General features: G+C 60.2%; 18 protein-coding genes and 1 pseudogene. 2 read left to right on the top strand and 17 right to left on the bottom strand.

All coding sequences use genetic code 11. The features are described 5' to 3' along the window. Positions 1–124 precede the first annotated feature (124 nt). Both LQ231_RS16265 and LQ231_RS16270 read left to right on the top strand, forming a co-directional pair. The gene (locus LQ231_RS16265; RefSeq protein WP_230172219.1) at positions 125–784 is read left to right on the top strand and encodes an outer membrane protein; all 660 of its coding nucleotides are present in this window, start codon (positions 125–127) and stop codon (positions 782–784) included. 276 nt (positions 785–1,060) lie between these two features. Then, positions 1,061–1,735, top strand: a complete 675-nt coding sequence (locus LQ231_RS16270) for a Crp/Fnr family transcriptional regulator (protein WP_162742682.1) — start codon at positions 1,061–1,063, stop codon at positions 1,733–1,735. Positions 1,736–1,753: 18 nt separating this feature from the next. Here LQ231_RS16270 and ureG read toward each other — a convergent pair whose 3' ends face one another. The 17 genes and pseudogenes from ureG to urtD all read right to left on the bottom strand — a co-directional run bounded on the left by ureG (position 1,754) and on the right by urtD (position 14,131). Beyond that, complete coding sequence (gene ureG, locus LQ231_RS16275) at positions 1,754–2,365, bottom strand: urease accessory protein UreG (protein ID WP_230172220.1); 612 nt, start codon at positions 2,363–2,365, stop codon at positions 1,754–1,756. Positions 2,366–2,404: 39 nt separating this feature from the next. Further along, positions 2,405–3,106, bottom strand: a complete 702-nt coding sequence (locus tag LQ231_RS16280; protein ID WP_230172221.1) for an urease accessory UreF family protein — start codon at positions 3,104–3,106, stop codon at positions 2,405–2,407. Further along, positions 3,099–3,573: pseudogene (ureE, locus tag LQ231_RS16285) on the bottom strand (urease accessory protein UreE). The gene LQ231_RS16280 and the pseudogene ureE overlap by 8 nt, the downstream one beginning before the upstream one ends. A gap of 65 nt (positions 3,574–3,638) precedes the next feature. Then, positions 3,639–4,496 (bottom strand): GGDEF domain-containing protein, encoded by an 858-nt coding sequence (locus tag LQ231_RS16290; protein WP_230172222.1) that lies wholly within the window; start codon positions 4,494–4,496, stop codon positions 3,639–3,641. A gap of 410 nt (positions 4,497–4,906) precedes the next feature. Continuing rightward, positions 4,907–5,446, bottom strand: coding sequence for a peroxiredoxin (locus LQ231_RS16295; RefSeq protein ID WP_230172223.1), 540 nt, complete (start codon positions 5,444–5,446; stop codon positions 4,907–4,909). A 166-nt stretch (positions 5,447–5,612) separates the two neighbouring features. Beyond that, complete coding sequence (locus tag LQ231_RS16300) at positions 5,613–6,287, bottom strand: TIGR02117 family protein (RefSeq protein ID WP_230173391.1); 675 nt, start codon at positions 6,285–6,287, stop codon at positions 5,613–5,615. 8 nt (positions 6,288–6,295) lie between these two features. After that, positions 6,296–8,005 (bottom strand): urease subunit alpha, encoded by a 1,710-nt coding sequence (gene ureC / locus LQ231_RS16305; RefSeq protein ID WP_230172224.1) that lies wholly within the window; start codon positions 8,003–8,005, stop codon positions 6,296–6,298. Between the two features lie 4 nt (positions 8,006–8,009). After that, on the bottom strand, positions 8,010–8,639 hold the full coding sequence (locus tag LQ231_RS16310; RefSeq protein WP_230173393.1) for a glycosyltransferase family 29 protein: 630 nt from the start codon (positions 8,637–8,639) through the stop codon (positions 8,010–8,012). 31 nt (positions 8,640–8,670) lie between these two features. Beyond that, entirely contained in the window at positions 8,671–9,084 is a 414-nt protein-coding gene (locus LQ231_RS16315) for a lysozyme inhibitor LprI family protein (protein WP_230172226.1), read from the bottom strand. A 45-nt stretch (positions 9,085–9,129) separates the two neighbouring features. Continuing rightward, positions 9,130–9,486 carry a GFA family protein gene (locus tag LQ231_RS16320; RefSeq protein ID WP_230172228.1) on the bottom strand — a complete coding sequence of 119 codons (357 nt, stop codon included), beginning with the start codon at positions 9,484–9,486 and terminating at the stop codon, positions 9,130–9,132. A 1-nt stretch (position 9,487) separates the two neighbouring features. Next, entirely contained in the window at positions 9,488–9,793 is a 306-nt protein-coding gene (locus tag LQ231_RS16325; protein WP_113142010.1) for an urease subunit beta, read from the bottom strand. A gap of 21 nt (positions 9,794–9,814) precedes the next feature. Beyond that, positions 9,815–10,072: a DUF1272 domain-containing protein gene (locus tag LQ231_RS16330; protein WP_230172230.1), complete on the bottom strand. Its 258-nt coding sequence runs from the start codon at positions 10,070–10,072 to the stop codon at positions 9,815–9,817. Positions 10,073–10,082: 10 nt separating this feature from the next. Then, complete coding sequence (locus LQ231_RS16335; RefSeq protein ID WP_113142012.1) at positions 10,083–10,385, bottom strand: urease subunit gamma; 303 nt, start codon at positions 10,383–10,385, stop codon at positions 10,083–10,085. A 22-nt stretch (positions 10,386–10,407) separates the two neighbouring features. Beyond that, positions 10,408–11,226 (bottom strand): urease accessory protein UreD, encoded by an 819-nt coding sequence (locus LQ231_RS16340; RefSeq protein WP_230172231.1) that lies wholly within the window; start codon positions 11,224–11,226, stop codon positions 10,408–10,410. Further along, a complete protein-coding gene (locus LQ231_RS16345) occupies positions 11,169–12,302 on the bottom strand; it encodes a polyhydroxybutyrate depolymerase (RefSeq protein WP_230172233.1) in 1,134 nt (377 codons plus the stop codon). Before LQ231_RS16345 ends, LQ231_RS16340 begins: the two co-directional genes overlap by 58 nt. A gap of 122 nt (positions 12,303–12,424) precedes the next feature. Then, positions 12,425–13,120 (bottom strand): urea ABC transporter ATP-binding subunit UrtE, encoded by a 696-nt coding sequence (gene urtE, locus LQ231_RS16350; protein ID WP_230172235.1) that lies wholly within the window; start codon positions 13,118–13,120, stop codon positions 12,425–12,427. A gap of 255 nt (positions 13,121–13,375) precedes the next feature. Next, positions 13,376–14,131, bottom strand: coding sequence for an urea ABC transporter ATP-binding protein UrtD (gene urtD / locus LQ231_RS16355; protein ID WP_113142523.1), 756 nt, complete (start codon positions 14,129–14,131; stop codon positions 13,376–13,378). Positions 14,132–14,146: the final 15 nt, after the last annotated feature.

The following is a 14,146-nucleotide window of genomic DNA, read 5'->3' on the forward strand; positions in this document are numbered from 1 at the left end:
CGGTCGCCGGGTGACGGCGACCGATCATCAGTCTGAAGCAGGCAATCGCCTCCTCAAGTCAGCAGCAAGGTTGAAAATCTAGGGTGACGACCGATTGCCGATCGTTTTGCCTAAAGGAATTTTCATGCGAACCTTTTTGACGATATCGACTGTCCTGCTCCTCCAGACTGCCGCCACCGGCGCCGACACCGCCTCGGCAAGCCCTGCCTCTGCCCTCCCCGCCAATCTCGCAGACACGGTCGACTGGACAGGTGTCTACGCAGGTATCCACGTCGGCTACGGCCGGATGGACGGATATTTCGAGACCGCGGGCTTCGCGCCCCTCGATTCCAATCTCGATGGTAGGCTCTTCGGTGCATTCATTGGCTTCAACAGACAATTCGACAACAATCTTGTCTTCGGCATCGAGGGTGATCTGGAACACAACTCGAACGACGTCGCCCTGCAGTCTGCATTCGGCACGATAAGCGGCGGCGCGGACTGGCAGGGCTCTGTTCGCACGCGCATCGGCTATGCCTGGGGTCCGATCCTTGCTTATGCCACAGCCGGCTGGGCCGCCACGCATATCGAAGCCGACCTGATCGGCATAACGACAGCGACCGAAACATTCGGCGGATACACAGCAGGCGCCGGGGTTGATTACGCGGTGACTGATCGCATCTTCGGCCGCATCGATTATCGCTACAATGACTTTGGGAATGGAAAGCTGGACTTTGGCGCGGCCGTCGTCGATTCGGATCTGACCCAGCAGACCGTGAGGGTGGGTCTCGGCATCAAGTTCTGAGCCGTGCCCAGGCATACAGCGACAAACGCCATGCCTTCGACTTTCCATCGAAAATGTGCCATGTCGGTGGCGCGTTTGATCGAAATCAATTCAAGACTGCCCTTCTCGCGATATCGTAGCGTGACTAGAAAGGGCAAAGGACATCTGGTTCTGCGGAAATGTGCGGATTCACGAGTGAGCGCCGCACAGGTTCCGAACGACAGGGACGCCACGGTCGTGACGACGGCGACCGGTTTGCCAGACGATAAACGGGGAGCCGGGAAGACCGTGAACAAGATGCTGAGACTGAACGCGCGAGACAAGAACACGTTGTTGCGGACGTCTTTTCTGTCAACGCTTGGCCCTTCGGCTCTGGCCGGCATGCTGGAGATCATTAATGTCGCAAATTACGAGGCACGCGATGTGCTGTTTCGCGAAGGTGATCCGGCGGAATTCTTCTATTGCGTTCTCAGCGGCTATGTCCGGCTCTATCGGCTGAACAAGGATGGCCGAGAAGCGGATATCCGCATCTGCGGCCCCGGAGACGTCTTCGCCGAATGCCTGCTGCCGATGGGCGACCGCTATCTCTACAACGCCCAGGCAGCCGATACGGCAACGTTGGGTCGCTTCGACCTGCAGAAGGTCCGTCAGCTGGCCGAACTGGAAAAGGATGTGGCGAAATCGATCATCCGCAGCCTGTCGGACCACCTGCGCACCACGATGGACTGCATCGCCAACGACCGCCTGCAAACCGCACCTCAGCGGGTTGCACACTATCTCCTGTCCACCTGCGACAAGGATGGCGGCCCGGTCTCGATCCGTCTGCCGTTCCAGAAAAGCCTTCTGGCCGGAAAGCTCGGCCTTGCTCCCGAAGCGCTGTCGCGCGCCTTTTCGACCTTGCGGCGCGCCGGCGTTACCGTGCGTGGCCGCACCATTCAGATCACCGACGTGACTGCGCTGAAGCAGATCTGACAAAGGTGCCGGCAGCGCTCAGAGCCCGCCGCTCTCCTGCAGGAAGTGGACAATCTGCTCGACGCCTGCTCCACGCTTCAAGTCGGAAAACACGAACGGTCGCTGCGAACGCATCCGCTCCGCATCCCGCTCCATCACCGCCAGATCAACTCCGACATGCGGCGCAAGATCGGTCTTATTGATGATCAACAGATCCGATCGTGTAATGCCGGGCCCACCCTTGCGGGGGATCTCCTCCCCCTGACAGACGGAAATGACATAGAGCGTGATATCGGCGAGATCCGGCGAAAAAGTCGCCGCAAGATTATCCCCGCCCGATTCGATGAAGACGATGTCGAGATCCGGGATACGGGCATTCAGGTCGGCAATGGCCCGCAGATTGATCGAGGCATCCTCACGGATCGCGGTATGCGGACAGCCACCCGTTTCGACACCGACGACGCGATCCGACGACAAAGCCTGCATGCGGATCAACGCATCGGCATCCTCGCGCGTATAGATGTCGTTGGTCACGACCGCGATCGAATACTGCTCGCGCATCGCCTTGCAGAGTTTCTCTGTCAACGCCGTCTTGCCGGAGCCGACCGGTCCGCCGATGCCAACCCGAAGAGGACCATTGTTTGATTTCATTATCATTCCTGTCATTCCGCCCTGGCGGGTTCTGTTTGTCTAGGATTGAAAAAGCCTCGAATATTGCGTCTCGTGCCGCATGCTCAGCGTCTCTGCCACGATCGTCGCACTGCCGAGATCATCGAGCCCCAGATGCACGAGTGTTTCCACGCCGCCAACGATGGGCACCTCCATTTCGGCAATCAGTGCCACACCCTGCGTCTGTCCGATCAGCCCGAGGCGGATTGCGACAGAGATCAACTGGGAGACCTGTGCCTGAAGAAAAGCCGCGAGCGCGTCTTCGGCCGAAACGCCATGCGCCGCAGCCACCGCGCCGACCACAACGCTATAGACCGCAGAACCCTTCAGCGTTTGCAGGACCGGATGCGGCCAGGCACCCGCCGCCGTGACAAATGCCTCTCCCTGACGGGTGACTTCGCCATGGCGCTCGGCAGAACCGGCCAAGGCCGCGGCAAGTTCGAGCACGGCGCTCAGGGCAGCGCTGTCGGCATGTCGCCGGTGCCCCTCGACCAGCAGGATCGCGTCATTGCGCAAACTACCGTCGGCGAGCAACAGATGTAGCCAATTCGCCAGATCATTACCGCTGGCGATATGACCATCGACGATCGCGCTCTCGAGCCCGCCCGAATAGACAAATCCGCCAACCGGAAAAGCCGGAGACAACCAGGCCAGAAGCCGCAGCAGTCCCTGCCGCTGCACAATGCCGGATGAGCGCGTTTCAGCCATGCCAGTTTCAGCCATGCGGATGTTCAGCCATGCCCGTGACCATGACCACCATGGGAATGATAGGCGCCACGCACCGGCTGGAAAGGCTCGATCACGTCGGTCACCGTGGCACCAAGACCAGCCAGCATGTCCCGGATGACGTGGTCGCGCTGGATAAGGATGCGCTCGGCCTCGATTTGCGCCGCCAGGTGGCGATTGCCAAGATGCCATGCCAATTCAATGAGATGCAGTCCATCGCGTGCACGGATATCGAACAGACGCTCCTCGGCCGCCTTCACCTCGATCGTCGTTCCGTCTTCCAGCAACAGCCGGTCGCCATCAACCAGGGAGACCGGTTCCTTGAGGTCGAGCATCACCATCGCTCCATCATCGAGATGCAGCAGCTTGCGGCGAAGATGGCGCTCGTCATGCGCCAGCACGACCGTGCCTTCCGGCTGCGCCGCCATGGATCCGGCCGGCATGATGGACGTCGCTCGTAGCATAAGATCTCCGAATTGGCTGTTTTTTAAACCATGCACAAGACGGAGGCAGCCGGCAAGATTGTTCTTTAGCCGCGCATAGGTACCGCACCGAAAACCGCACGCGGATAGTCCTTTTCCGCCACAATGCCATCCGGATTTTCGACCATCATCGACTGCTCGTGCAGCACACGGTCGCGACCTTCGCCCTTGGCAAGATAGAGGGCATTGTCCGCCCGCGCATAGACGCATTCGGAACGAAGATCGGCAACAAATTCGGCAACTCCTGCCGAGATCGTCACGTTGACGACATGCCCCGCGCACTCGATACCGCGCGAACCGACCAGCATGCGCGCGCGTTCGACCAGCGCAAGGCGTTGCGCAATCCCGCCACCGCAGATGATCACCCCGAATTCCTCGCCACCGAGCCGTGCCACCACACGGCAATCGTGAAAAACTTCGCTCAGGATGTCGGAAACGCCGCGAATGACCATGTCGCCTGCATGATGTCCGAACCGGTCATTGATCGCCTTGAACCGATCGATATCGATGATTGCCAGCGACGCCTCACCCTCTACGGTATCGAGCGCATCGTTGAAGGCGCGGCGGTTTGCCAGGCCGGACAGTGCATCCGTCTGGCTCAAACGCTCGAACTCTGCGCGCGACACGGCCAGATCGCGGATCACGCCGCCTGTGACCAGCGCAAGCGCACCCGAAACGGCACCACCGAACAACCAGGAAAAGGTCACCGCCAGCTTGACCGCTTCCGCGACGGAAAGCGTCAGAATGCCGAAGGCATAAAGCACAGGCAAGCCGGCCAGGCTGAAAATGCAGGCCAGGATCACCGCCCTGAAACTCATCTTCGCAGCGAAGCTCCAGATCGCAGCCCGACTGTCGAAACTGCCGAGATCGACCTGTAGAGATAGCCATTTGCCGATGAAATTCACGAGTCGCTCCTCGTCCGCTCTGCACTAATCGAATAGGGATCTTGTCTTCCCCAATCGCTAACCCGATCGTTAAAATACAACCATATAAGCAAATGAAATTAAGACACCCGAAAATGGTTCTGAACCCAACTTATAGGGGCGCTTTATCTGCACACGACGCAACCAAAAGGAGTGACTTTTTTTGGATTTTGCCGAGAATTACGCCGTTTTTTCAATCGATGTGGCGCTTTTTCATGATCCAACATTCAGCATGCATGCACACGAAATGTGAATGGGGGCATAATTGGAAAACGTCTGCTTTGTTAACGTTTGACGGACGCAAAGAACCACCCAAGAGTTGCATACACTTGATAAAAAAAGCCCGGCGAATGCCGGGCCTTCATACCTTCGAAAATGCAAATCCGCGCCTGTTAGGCGGCCTGCTTGGCCTTCAGGTTTTCCATGATGTTCTGCGGCGCGGAAACACCGTAGGGATCGCTGTCGCAATTGTCAGAGTAGCCCTCCTCTTCGAACCACTGCTCGACCACGCCATTGTTGATGATCGCTGCATAACGCCACGAGCGCAGACCGAAGCCGAGATTGTCTTTGCGAACCAGCATGCCCATCTTGCGGGTGAACTCGCCGGAACCATCCGGGATCAGCTTGACGTTCTCCAGCCCCTGGCTCTTGCCCCAGGCGTTCATCACGAAAGCATCATTGACCGAGATGCAGTAGATCTCGTCGATGCCTTCAGCCTGGAAATCGGCATGCATCTTTTCGAAGTCAGGCAACTGGAAGGTCGAGCATGTCGGCGTGAACGCGCCCGGCAATGAAAACAGAATGACGCGCTTGCCGGTAAAATAATCGGCTGAACGAACGTCCTGCCAACGAAATGGGTTGGCACCACCGACGGCTTCGTCGCGAACACGGGTGCGGAATGTGACGTCAGGCACTTTGCGGCCAATAAGCATGTGACGGATCTCCTGGCTGGAAGGTGCCGCAGGTGTTGGGAGCAAAAGCGGCACCGTTGAAAAGCAGGACAGACCTAACCCAGGAGCCGGTGCATTGCAGCCCGCAAATCTGATTTCAACATGGCCGCATAGCAGCCATGCATGGGGCGAATATGCTAATGTAATTCTATCGCTGCAGGTCCAGGGACCAGTCGAGCAGCTGCGGCAAAGGCGTCCACCAGCCTGTGCGAACATCCGCCGCCCGCAGGCCGGCCGCGGTCCACGTATTGCATCCGAGAAAGGCATTGAAATGGCCGTTGGCCTCGAAGAAAGCATCCGTAGGGCCATAAGCCGCACCCTCGACCATCAATACGCGCCCATCTTTCCGGGAAAAGCTCGCATGAATATGATCGAGCAGTTGGCGATAGCCTGTCTCCGAGACTTCCAAACGCCTGGCAAACGGTGCGTCGCCAGGGATTTCTCCCGCGAGATCAAGGTGCAGCACGGATCGATCAACCGTCAACGCTTTCAGCACCGGCAGCGGCTTCAATTCGCTCCAGGCAGGCGTCTCGATGTAAAAGGCCCGCCCGCCCCAGCCGACGACGAGATATGCCGCCTGCGGATTGCCGATATCGAAACCCACCTCGGCAAGCTCTGCAAACTCCGCCCTGAGGTCGTCATCAAGCGGCAACGCGATATCCGTGTGAATGGCATTGGCGAGCAGCAGAATATGTCGCGATCCGACGTCTCCTGCGGCTTGTGTCCGGCCGAGCAGTGGACGTGGAACGACCACCCCGAGAACAAGCAGCAGCAGGATGATGACAATCCCGCCGCCCAGCCATTTCAAAGCGCTGCGCAAGATCCCGGCGATCAGAACAGGAAGTAGCGCTGCGTCATCGGCAGTTCCGTCGCCGGCTCGCAGGTCAGCAACTCACCATCGGCGCGCACTTCATAGGTCTCCGGATCAACCTCGATATGCGGCGTCAGGTCATTGTGGATCATCGACGCCTTGGAAATCCCGCCGCGCACGTTTTTGACCGCCAGCAGTTTCTTGGCGACGCCGAGGCGACGCGCAAGGCCGGCATCGATCGACGCCTGGCTGACAAAGGTGACAGACGAATTTGTCCGGAGCTTGCCATAGGCGGCAAACATCGGCCGGTAATGCATCGGCTGCGGCGTCGGGATCGAGGCATTCGGATCGCCCATCGGTGCTGCCGCGATCGAACCGCCGAGCAGGACCATCTCGGGCTTCACGCCGAAAAAGGCCGGGCTCCACAGCACCAGGTCGGCGCGCTTGCCGACCTCGACCGAACCGATCTCATGGCTGAGACCATGCGCAATCGCCGGATTGATCGTGTACTTGGCAATATAGCGCTTGACCCGGAAATTGTCGTTGTCGCCCGCTTCCTGTGCCAGGCGTCCGCGCTGGCGCTTCATCTTGTCGGCCGTCTGCCAAGTCCGGATCGACACTTCCCCGACGCGGCCCATCGCCTGGCTGTCCGACGAGATGATCGAAAACGCACCGATATCGTGGAGAATGTCTTCCGCCGCGATCGTCTCCTTGCGGATCCGGCTTTCGGCAAAGGCAATGTCTTCCGGGATCGACGACGACAGGTGATGGCAGACCATCAGCATGTCGAGATGTTCGGCAACCGTGTTGACGGTATAGGGCCGCGTCGGATTGGTCGATGACGGGATGACATTCTGCTGGCCGCAGATCTTGATGATGTCAGGCGCATGGCCGCCGCCCGCACCTTCTGTGTGGAAGGCATGGATGGTGCGGCCCTTGATCGCAGCGATCGTGTCTTCGACGAAGCCACTTTCGTTCAGCGTATCGGTGTGGATCATCACCTGCACGTCATACTGGTCGGCAACGGACAGGCAGTTGTCGATCGCAGCCGGTGTCGTGCCCCAGTCCTCGTGCAGCTTCAACGACGAGGCACCGGCGAGGATCATTTCCTCCAGCGGTGCCGGCAGCGAAGCATTGCCCTTGCCGGCAAGCGCGAGATTCATCGGAAACGCGTCGAAGCTCTCGATCATCCGTTCGATATGCCAGGCACCGGTACAGGTCGTCGCAAGCGTACCATGGGCCGGACCCGAACCGCCGCCAAGCATGGTGGTCATCCCGCTCATCAGCGCCTCTTCGATCTGCTGCGGGCAGATGAAATGGATATGCGCATCCATGCCTCCCGCGGTCAGGATCTTGCCCTCACCGGCGATCGCCTCGGTCGAGGGACCGACGATGATCGTCACGCCCGGCTGGGTGTCCGGATTGCCGGCCTTGCCGATCGCGTGGATGCGGCCATCCTTCAAACCGACATCCGCCTTGTAGATGCCGGAGTGATCGACGATCAGGGCATTGGTGATGACAGTGTCGACAGCACCTTCGGCCCGTGTCGCCTGGCTCTGGCCCATGCCGTCGCGGATGACCTTGCCGCCGCCGAACTTCACTTCCTCGCCATAGATGGTGAAGTCCTTCTCCACCTCGATGAACAATTCCGTATCGGCCAGCCGCACCTTGTCGCCGGTGGTCGGTCCGAACATCGAGGCATAGGCGGCACGGGACATCTTGAAGGACATGACACTAGGCTCCTTGGGAGAGGGAGAATACAGAATCAGGCTGAAGCCGCGTCAGGCGGCCGGCCGCAATATAACTTTCGATCAGGCGCTTCTCGGCCGCGAACGGATGGCCATCCCATCCGACATGGCCGAATCCGGCGATCGTCACAATGTCTTTGGCATGTGTCGCATCAGACAGGAAAGCGGCCACGACAACCATGCCGCTCGATGGCACCACATAGGCTTCGGCCTGGTGATCGCCGAGCGCGGCATCCACGGCTTCGTGCACCGAGCGCGCAATGACGCGGTAGCCTTTACCGCTCGACGCAGCAAAACTGGCAAAGGCCTCGGTATAGTCGTCGCAAAAATCATCCAGCTCCGGATGGCTGACGGCAAGTGCCGCCTGCAATTCGGCAAACTTTTCCGGGTGACGCACCGACCAGAATTCGGATGCGCCACGCACCGCCTCGCTGTCGCGCCAGACTGGGTCCGCCAGCATGGCGGCAGCGGGACGTCCGGTATTGCACAGCGCCACCACATCCGTGCGGCGTCCGGCCGCGCCGAAATTGCGGCTGCCATTGAAACGGATGACAAAATCGGCGGCGTCGATCAACGCGGCCGCATTGTCTGCGACCGGCCCGTTGCCGACGATCATCACCTGCCGTGCGCCTGTCATATCCGTCCCGTCAATTCCCGAACGCATCGTTCAGGCTTTTCAATTCGTCCGTGCGTTTGCGCGTCAGCTCCGCCAGGCAGGACGAGACCAGCAGCGGCTGCGCGCTGCCACCCTCCATCGCGTGGCCATCCAGTTCGCATTGCGCATCGCGGTATGCGAGCCAGGCGCGCTGGCTGGCAACGAGCTTGCTGACACCGGCCTTCTCCTGCCTCTCGGTGTCCACACGGTCCATCAACGCCTTGGTCAGCTTCCACTGAATGTTCAGCGCCAGATCGGCCTCCTCATAGTCCTTGCCCGCACAGATGTTCATTTCCATCTGCGTTTCTGCCTTGCTGCAATCGACCTCGGGCTCGGCTTCGCTGGCGGCCGGTCCATCGACCAGCAGCACGCATCCGCACAGCATCGTCATCGCCAGGGACTTCATCACCACCGCCTCACATTCAATCGGCCGTTCATTGGCTTGCGCATGTCAAACTGAAGCACCGTCAAATGCATGGGATGCCAGCGCGCGCGGGTTCACTCCCTCAAGGCAATTGACATTAATCGCGACCATCGGCACGCCCTCCGGTGAGCTGCTATAGGCAAAGCTCTCGATCCCGCAGGTCTTGCAGAACTGATGTTCGATCGTCTTCTTGTTGAACAGATATTCGGTGAGATTGTCCTCGCCCGAGTTCAGCGTGAACACCTCGCGGGCGGCAAAGGCAAGCACGATGCCGAGGCGCTGGCAACGCGAGCAGTTGCACGTTGCGGTCTTGTCCAGGTCCGTTTCGACGTCGAAGGAAACGGCGCCACAATGACAGCTGCCGTGATAGCGGGACACGGCCATCTCAAAGCCTCCCCATGACCTGCTGGCGGAAACCGTAGACTTCCCGCTTGCCGCCATAGGGGATCAACGTCACCTGACGCGTCTGGCCCGGCTCGAAGCGCACGGCAGTACCGGCCGGAATATCGAGCCGCATCCCGCGGGTCGGCTCACGGTCGAAGACCAGTCCAGCATTGCTCTCGTAGAAATGATAGTGGCTGCCAACCTGAACCGGGCGGTCACCGCTATTGGCCACCTCGATCGTCAGTGTCGGCAAGCCTACATTGAGTTCGATCTCGCCGCTGGCGGCAATGATTTCACCGGGGATCATCAGCTCTCTCCCTTTTTCCAATCAGGCGGCCGACAGGGCTTTGCAACCCTCGGCCTTCAAAACGCGTTTCGTCGATGCGGGATTGTTGACCAGCTTGGCTGCCGGCCGGACCGGCCGCCGCACCAGTTCGCCACCACAATTAGGGCAGAAACCGCCGAGCGTGTCGGCCGCGCAGTCCGTGCAGAACGTGCATTCGAAACTGCACATCACCGCATCAAGGCTCTCCGGTGGCAGGTCCTTGTCGCAGCATTCGCAATTGGGTCGAAGTTCCAGCGCCATGATCGTGACCTTATCGTATCGGTTCGTGGACGGTCACCAGCTTGGTGCCATCAGGGAACGTCGCCTCGACCTGCACGTCATGGATCATCTCGGCGATGCCCGACATGACCTGATCGCGCGTAATGACATGCGCGCCCGCTTCCATCAATTCGGCAACAGGACGACCGTCGCGCGCGCCCTCGACGACGAAATCGGTGATCAGCGCGATGGCTTCCGGATAGTTGAGCTTCACGCCCCTATCCAGCCGCCGACGTGCGACGATGGCCGCCATGGCAATCAGCAATTTGTCTTTTTCCCTTGGCGTCAGATTCATGACCGCTCCACTATGCCTATCGTCAGAGATTCCAGACTTTCGGCACAGATGCGCCACCGCGCAAGGCCGAAATCATCGGGATCAGGGTTTTTCTCAAGGTGAATCCGTCTTCGGCCGCAACGCGGGCAACAAGCTTGCCTTGCCAATGACTTGCCCCGCCCATTTTATCGCCAATCAGGTCACGCAAATGGCAAAGATAGGTCTCCGCCATCGGCCCGACATAGATCAGCGTGGCAAAGGCAACCCGACCGGCGAGCACCGCGCGCTCAGCAACCAGACCGGCAACATCACCGCTGAGTTTAAGGTCTTCGGCATGCAATAGCTGTCCATCGCGGCGGATGCGCCAGCGATCGCGAACCAGCCCGGCATTCATCGCCTCGCCCATGGCACGGCGCCCGAGCAGGATTGCCTCGACGGCGACGAACTCGGCGTCGGCGGCAAGATCGACCTCGAGCGTTCGGGTCAGCGACGCATTGTCGAACAGTATGCTTTCCTGCGGCAGCCAGTGAAAGCGGGCCCCGCTCGCAACCTCGATACGGGTGTTGATCCGACCTGTGCCGGCCGAGGCCTTGTAGATCTTTTCGCAGGCCTGCGTCGTCGCGGTGACGAAGCAGCCCGGTCCGGCGGCAAACTCCCAGTCGAACTGGTCGCCACCCGTGACCCCACCGGCGGTGTTGATCGTCACCGCTTCCAGTTCATCGGTAAAAGTCTGCGGCAGGCGGATCTTCGCCGCGCCCTCCTGGTAAAGCTCGGCGATCCGTGTGCGCCCGCCGAGCGACTTGGCTACAAGTCTCCCGACACCGACGGCGCGTTGCTGTCTGCTTTGAGTGGCTGGCTGCACGTCGTCCCCTGTCCGCCTTCCTTGAGCGAGGCGGTGTTTTGTTCGTCGGCGCAGGCTGGCTTCAACGCGGCACCCGCGACAAGTTCACCACCCGAACCTCGGAAGAACTCCCACATTCTGTCGGTCGCATCAACCTCCCGGATCTTCTCTTCCCCGTTCTTGGAGGCAAGCCGGAAACGAACCGTGCGCGCCGGCCAGGCATGGTCGGCATTGGTAATCATGTAGGATATGACGCTGGTCCCGGCGCGGCAGTCGAGATAGGTCGAGACCTTGGCCGCGTCGCCGTCATCGACGCGTGGACGGCTGTTGCAGCCATTGAGTTCCGCCCAGCGGTTGAGCGCCACTTCGCCGCCATAGCGCCAATAGGCCTTGCCGCCGCCATCGAACGGATTGACGTGATCCTTGGTGCCGGAAAAGGCGATGATCGACACCGGGCGCGACGGCTGGCAGCTCTCGCGGCGCGGGCGCCATACGCCGTTTTCCTGTTCAGGCGTGCCCGCGCGCAAGCCCATGACAAAACCCGCGGCAGAAAAATCGCCGAAACCGCTACAGATATATTGCGACAGCATGCGCCCACCGCCGGAATAGCCGGAGGCATAGATCTTGGTCGCATCGACGCAGAAGGTTTCCTTGGCAAGCCTGACCGCGTCGCGGATGAAGGCGGCGTCGTCAGCACCGTCCGTCTTGGTCACCCCCGGCACATTCCAGGCATGGGTGCGCGGCAATTCGCCAGCGACGCTGCCGGCCAGCGCCATGACGATAAAGCCTTCGCGCTCGGCAACCTCGTCCCAATGGCTGCGTGTCAGTTGCACCTGCGGATTGCTGTTGCTGCCGTGAAAGTCGAAAACCAGCGGGACCTTGCGCTTGCCGCTGTAATTCGACGGAATGACATAGACGGCCGACCGCTCCATCCCGCCCGACTGGATCGTCAGCTCATGGCGACCGGGTTCGAACGTTGCACCGCAACCGGCTGCTTGCGCACCGACGGCTGAAAGCCCGAGAAGAAAGAACCCCGATGCGACCCGGGCAAAAATCTTGCCTGCCCGCGCGCGGTGATGAACCGTGCTGGTTGTCATGGCTATACCTTCTGTTCGCAGATGCGGGAAAACTACCACGCCTGGCCTCAGCATCAACCCTTCAGCCTTAACAAAACCTCAACACAGCCATGCACGAAGACACAATCGATTTCGATCTTTTATCAAACCGTGAGGTGACGGCGGGCCTCCGGCGTATCGAGCGTTTCGGCAGCCCCCTGATGCACGATCTCGCCACGGTCCATGATATAGACATGGTCGGCAAGCTCCCGGCAGAAATCGAGATACTGCTCGACCAGCAGGATCGCCATGCCGGTGGAGTCGCGCAGGTAACGAATGGCCCGGCCGATATCCTTGATGATCGACGGCTGGATGCCTTCGGTCGGCTCGTCCAGCACCAGGATCTTCGGCCGCGTCACCATCGCCCGGCCGATGGCCAGTTGCTGCTGCTGACCGCCCGACAGGTCGCCGCCGCGCCGTGACAACATCGTGTTCAGCACCGGAAACAGGCTGAAGATCTCGTCGGGAATATAGCGATCCTTGCGGTCGAGCGGCGCATAGCCGGTCTCGAGATTTTCCTTCACCGTCAACAGCGGAAAAACCTCGCGGCCCTGCGGCACATAACCGACACCGGTGCGCGCCCGGTTGAACGGCGCCATGCCGTTGAGCTTGGTGCCGTTGAAGGTGATCGTGCCGGCCGACACCGCATGCTGGCCGGTCACTACTCTCAGCAGCGACGACTTGCCGACCCCGTTGCGGCCCAGCACACAGGTGATCTTGCCCATTTCGGCATTGATCGACACGCCGCGCAGGGCCTGGGCAGCGCCGTAATGGAGATTGACGTTTTCGACTGTCAGCATGATGCCTGTCCCCCGGTATGTTTGCGCGAGGTGTTACCCCCCTCTGGCCTGCCGGCCATCTCCCCCTCAAGGGGGGAGATCGATCCGCGGCAATCAGCCTGCAGCAAGGAAGCCGTCGCACCAGTGGCAACGGAATTCACCACTATCAGATGTGTCTTTGGAACAAGAAGGATGCGCCTCCAGCCGATCTCCCCCCTTGAGGGGGAGATGCCCGGCAGGGCAGAGGGGGGTACCAAGAATGCAATATCCATACCATCACCGCCCCAGATAATTCTCGATGACCTTCTGGTCACTCGAAACGAAATCGATAGACCCCTCCGCCAGCACGGAGCCTTCCGCCAGACATGTCACCTTGACGCCGAGGTCGCGGATGAAGCCCATGTCGTGCTCGACCACCACCACCGAACGGGTCTTGGCGATTTCCTTCAGCAGGATCGCCGTCTCCACAGTCTCGGCATCGGTCATGCCCGCCACCGGTTCGTCGACGAGCAACAGCTTCGGTTCCTGCGCCAGCAGCATGCCGATTTCCAGCCACTGCTTCTGGCCATGCGACAGATTGGCCGCGAGGTCGTCCCTTCGGCCCGTCAGGCGCACGGTTTCAAGGATTTCCTCGATGCGCGCCTTGTCGGCTGCCGTCAGGGTATAGAACAGCGTCGCGAAGACGCCGCGCTTGCGGTTCAGCGCCAGTTCGAGATTGTCCCAGACCGTATGGCTCTCGAACACCGTCGGCTTCTGGAATTTGCGGCCGATACCAAGCTGGGCAATTTCAGCCTCGTCCTTCTTGGTCAGGTCGACCTTGCCGCCGTCGAAAAACACATCGCCGCTGTCCGGCCGTGTCTTGCCGGTGATGATGTCCATCATCGTCGTCTTGCCGGCCCCGTTCGGGCCGATGATGGCTCTCAGTTCACCGGGCTCGACGATGAAGGACAGCGAGTTCAGTGCCTTGAAGCCGTCGAAGGAAACCGAGACACCGTTGAGATAGAGCAGGCTGCTGGTGGTCTGGCCCGGCATCTGGTTTGTCGTTTG

The organism is Rhizobium sp. CECT 9324 (assembly GCF_918741265.1).
Classification (GTDB): domain Bacteria; phylum Pseudomonadota; class Alphaproteobacteria; order Rhizobiales; family Rhizobiaceae; genus Allorhizobium.

Coding starts and splice junctions, on each gene's coding strand:
- LQ231_RS16265 (WP_230172219.1), top strand. CDS start 125: ATGCGAACCTTTTTGACGATATCGACTGTCCTGCTCCTCCAGACTGCC.
- LQ231_RS16270 (WP_162742682.1), top strand. CDS start 1,061: ATGCTGAGACTGAACGCGCGAGACAAGAACACGTTGTTGCGGACGTCT.
- ureG (WP_230172220.1), bottom strand. CDS start 2,365: ATGAAATCAAACAATGGTCCTCTTCGGGTTGGCATCGGCGGACCGGTC.
- LQ231_RS16280 (WP_230172221.1), bottom strand. CDS start 3,106: ATGGCTGAAACTGGCATGGCTGAAACGCGCTCATCCGGCATTGTGCAG.
- LQ231_RS16295 (WP_230172223.1), bottom strand. CDS start 5,446: ATGCTTATTGGCCGCAAAGTGCCTGACGTCACATTCCGCACCCGTGTT.
- ureC (WP_230172224.1), bottom strand. CDS start 8,005: ATGTCCTTCAAGATGTCCCGTGCCGCCTATGCCTCGATGTTCGGACCG.
- LQ231_RS16310 (WP_230173393.1), bottom strand. CDS start 8,639: ATGATCGTCGGCAACGGGCCGGTCGCAGACAATGCGGCCGCGTTGATC.
- LQ231_RS16315 (WP_230172226.1), bottom strand. CDS start 9,084: ATGAAGTCCCTGGCGATGACGATGCTGTGCGGATGCGTGCTGCTGGTC.
- LQ231_RS16320 (WP_230172228.1), bottom strand. CDS start 9,486: ATGGCCGTGTCCCGCTATCACGGCAGCTGTCATTGTGGCGCCGTTTCC.
- LQ231_RS16325 (WP_113142010.1), bottom strand. CDS start 9,793: ATGATCCCCGGTGAAATCATTGCCGCCAGCGGCGAGATCGAACTCAAT.
- LQ231_RS16330 (WP_230172230.1), bottom strand. CDS start 10,072: ATGGCGCTGGAACTTCGACCCAATTGCGAATGCTGCGACAAGGACCTG.
- LQ231_RS16335 (WP_113142012.1), bottom strand. CDS start 10,385: ATGAATCTGACGCCAAGGGAAAAAGACAAATTGCTGATTGCCATGGCG.
- LQ231_RS16345 (WP_230172233.1), bottom strand. CDS start 12,302: ATGACAACCAGCACGGTTCATCACCGCGCGCGGGCAGGCAAGATTTTT.
- urtE (WP_230172235.1), bottom strand. CDS start 13,120: ATGCTGACAGTCGAAAACGTCAATCTCCATTACGGCGCTGCCCAGGCC.
- urtD (WP_113142523.1), bottom strand. CDS start 14,131: ATGCCGGGCCAGACCACCAGCAGCCTGCTCTATCTCAACGGTGTCTCG.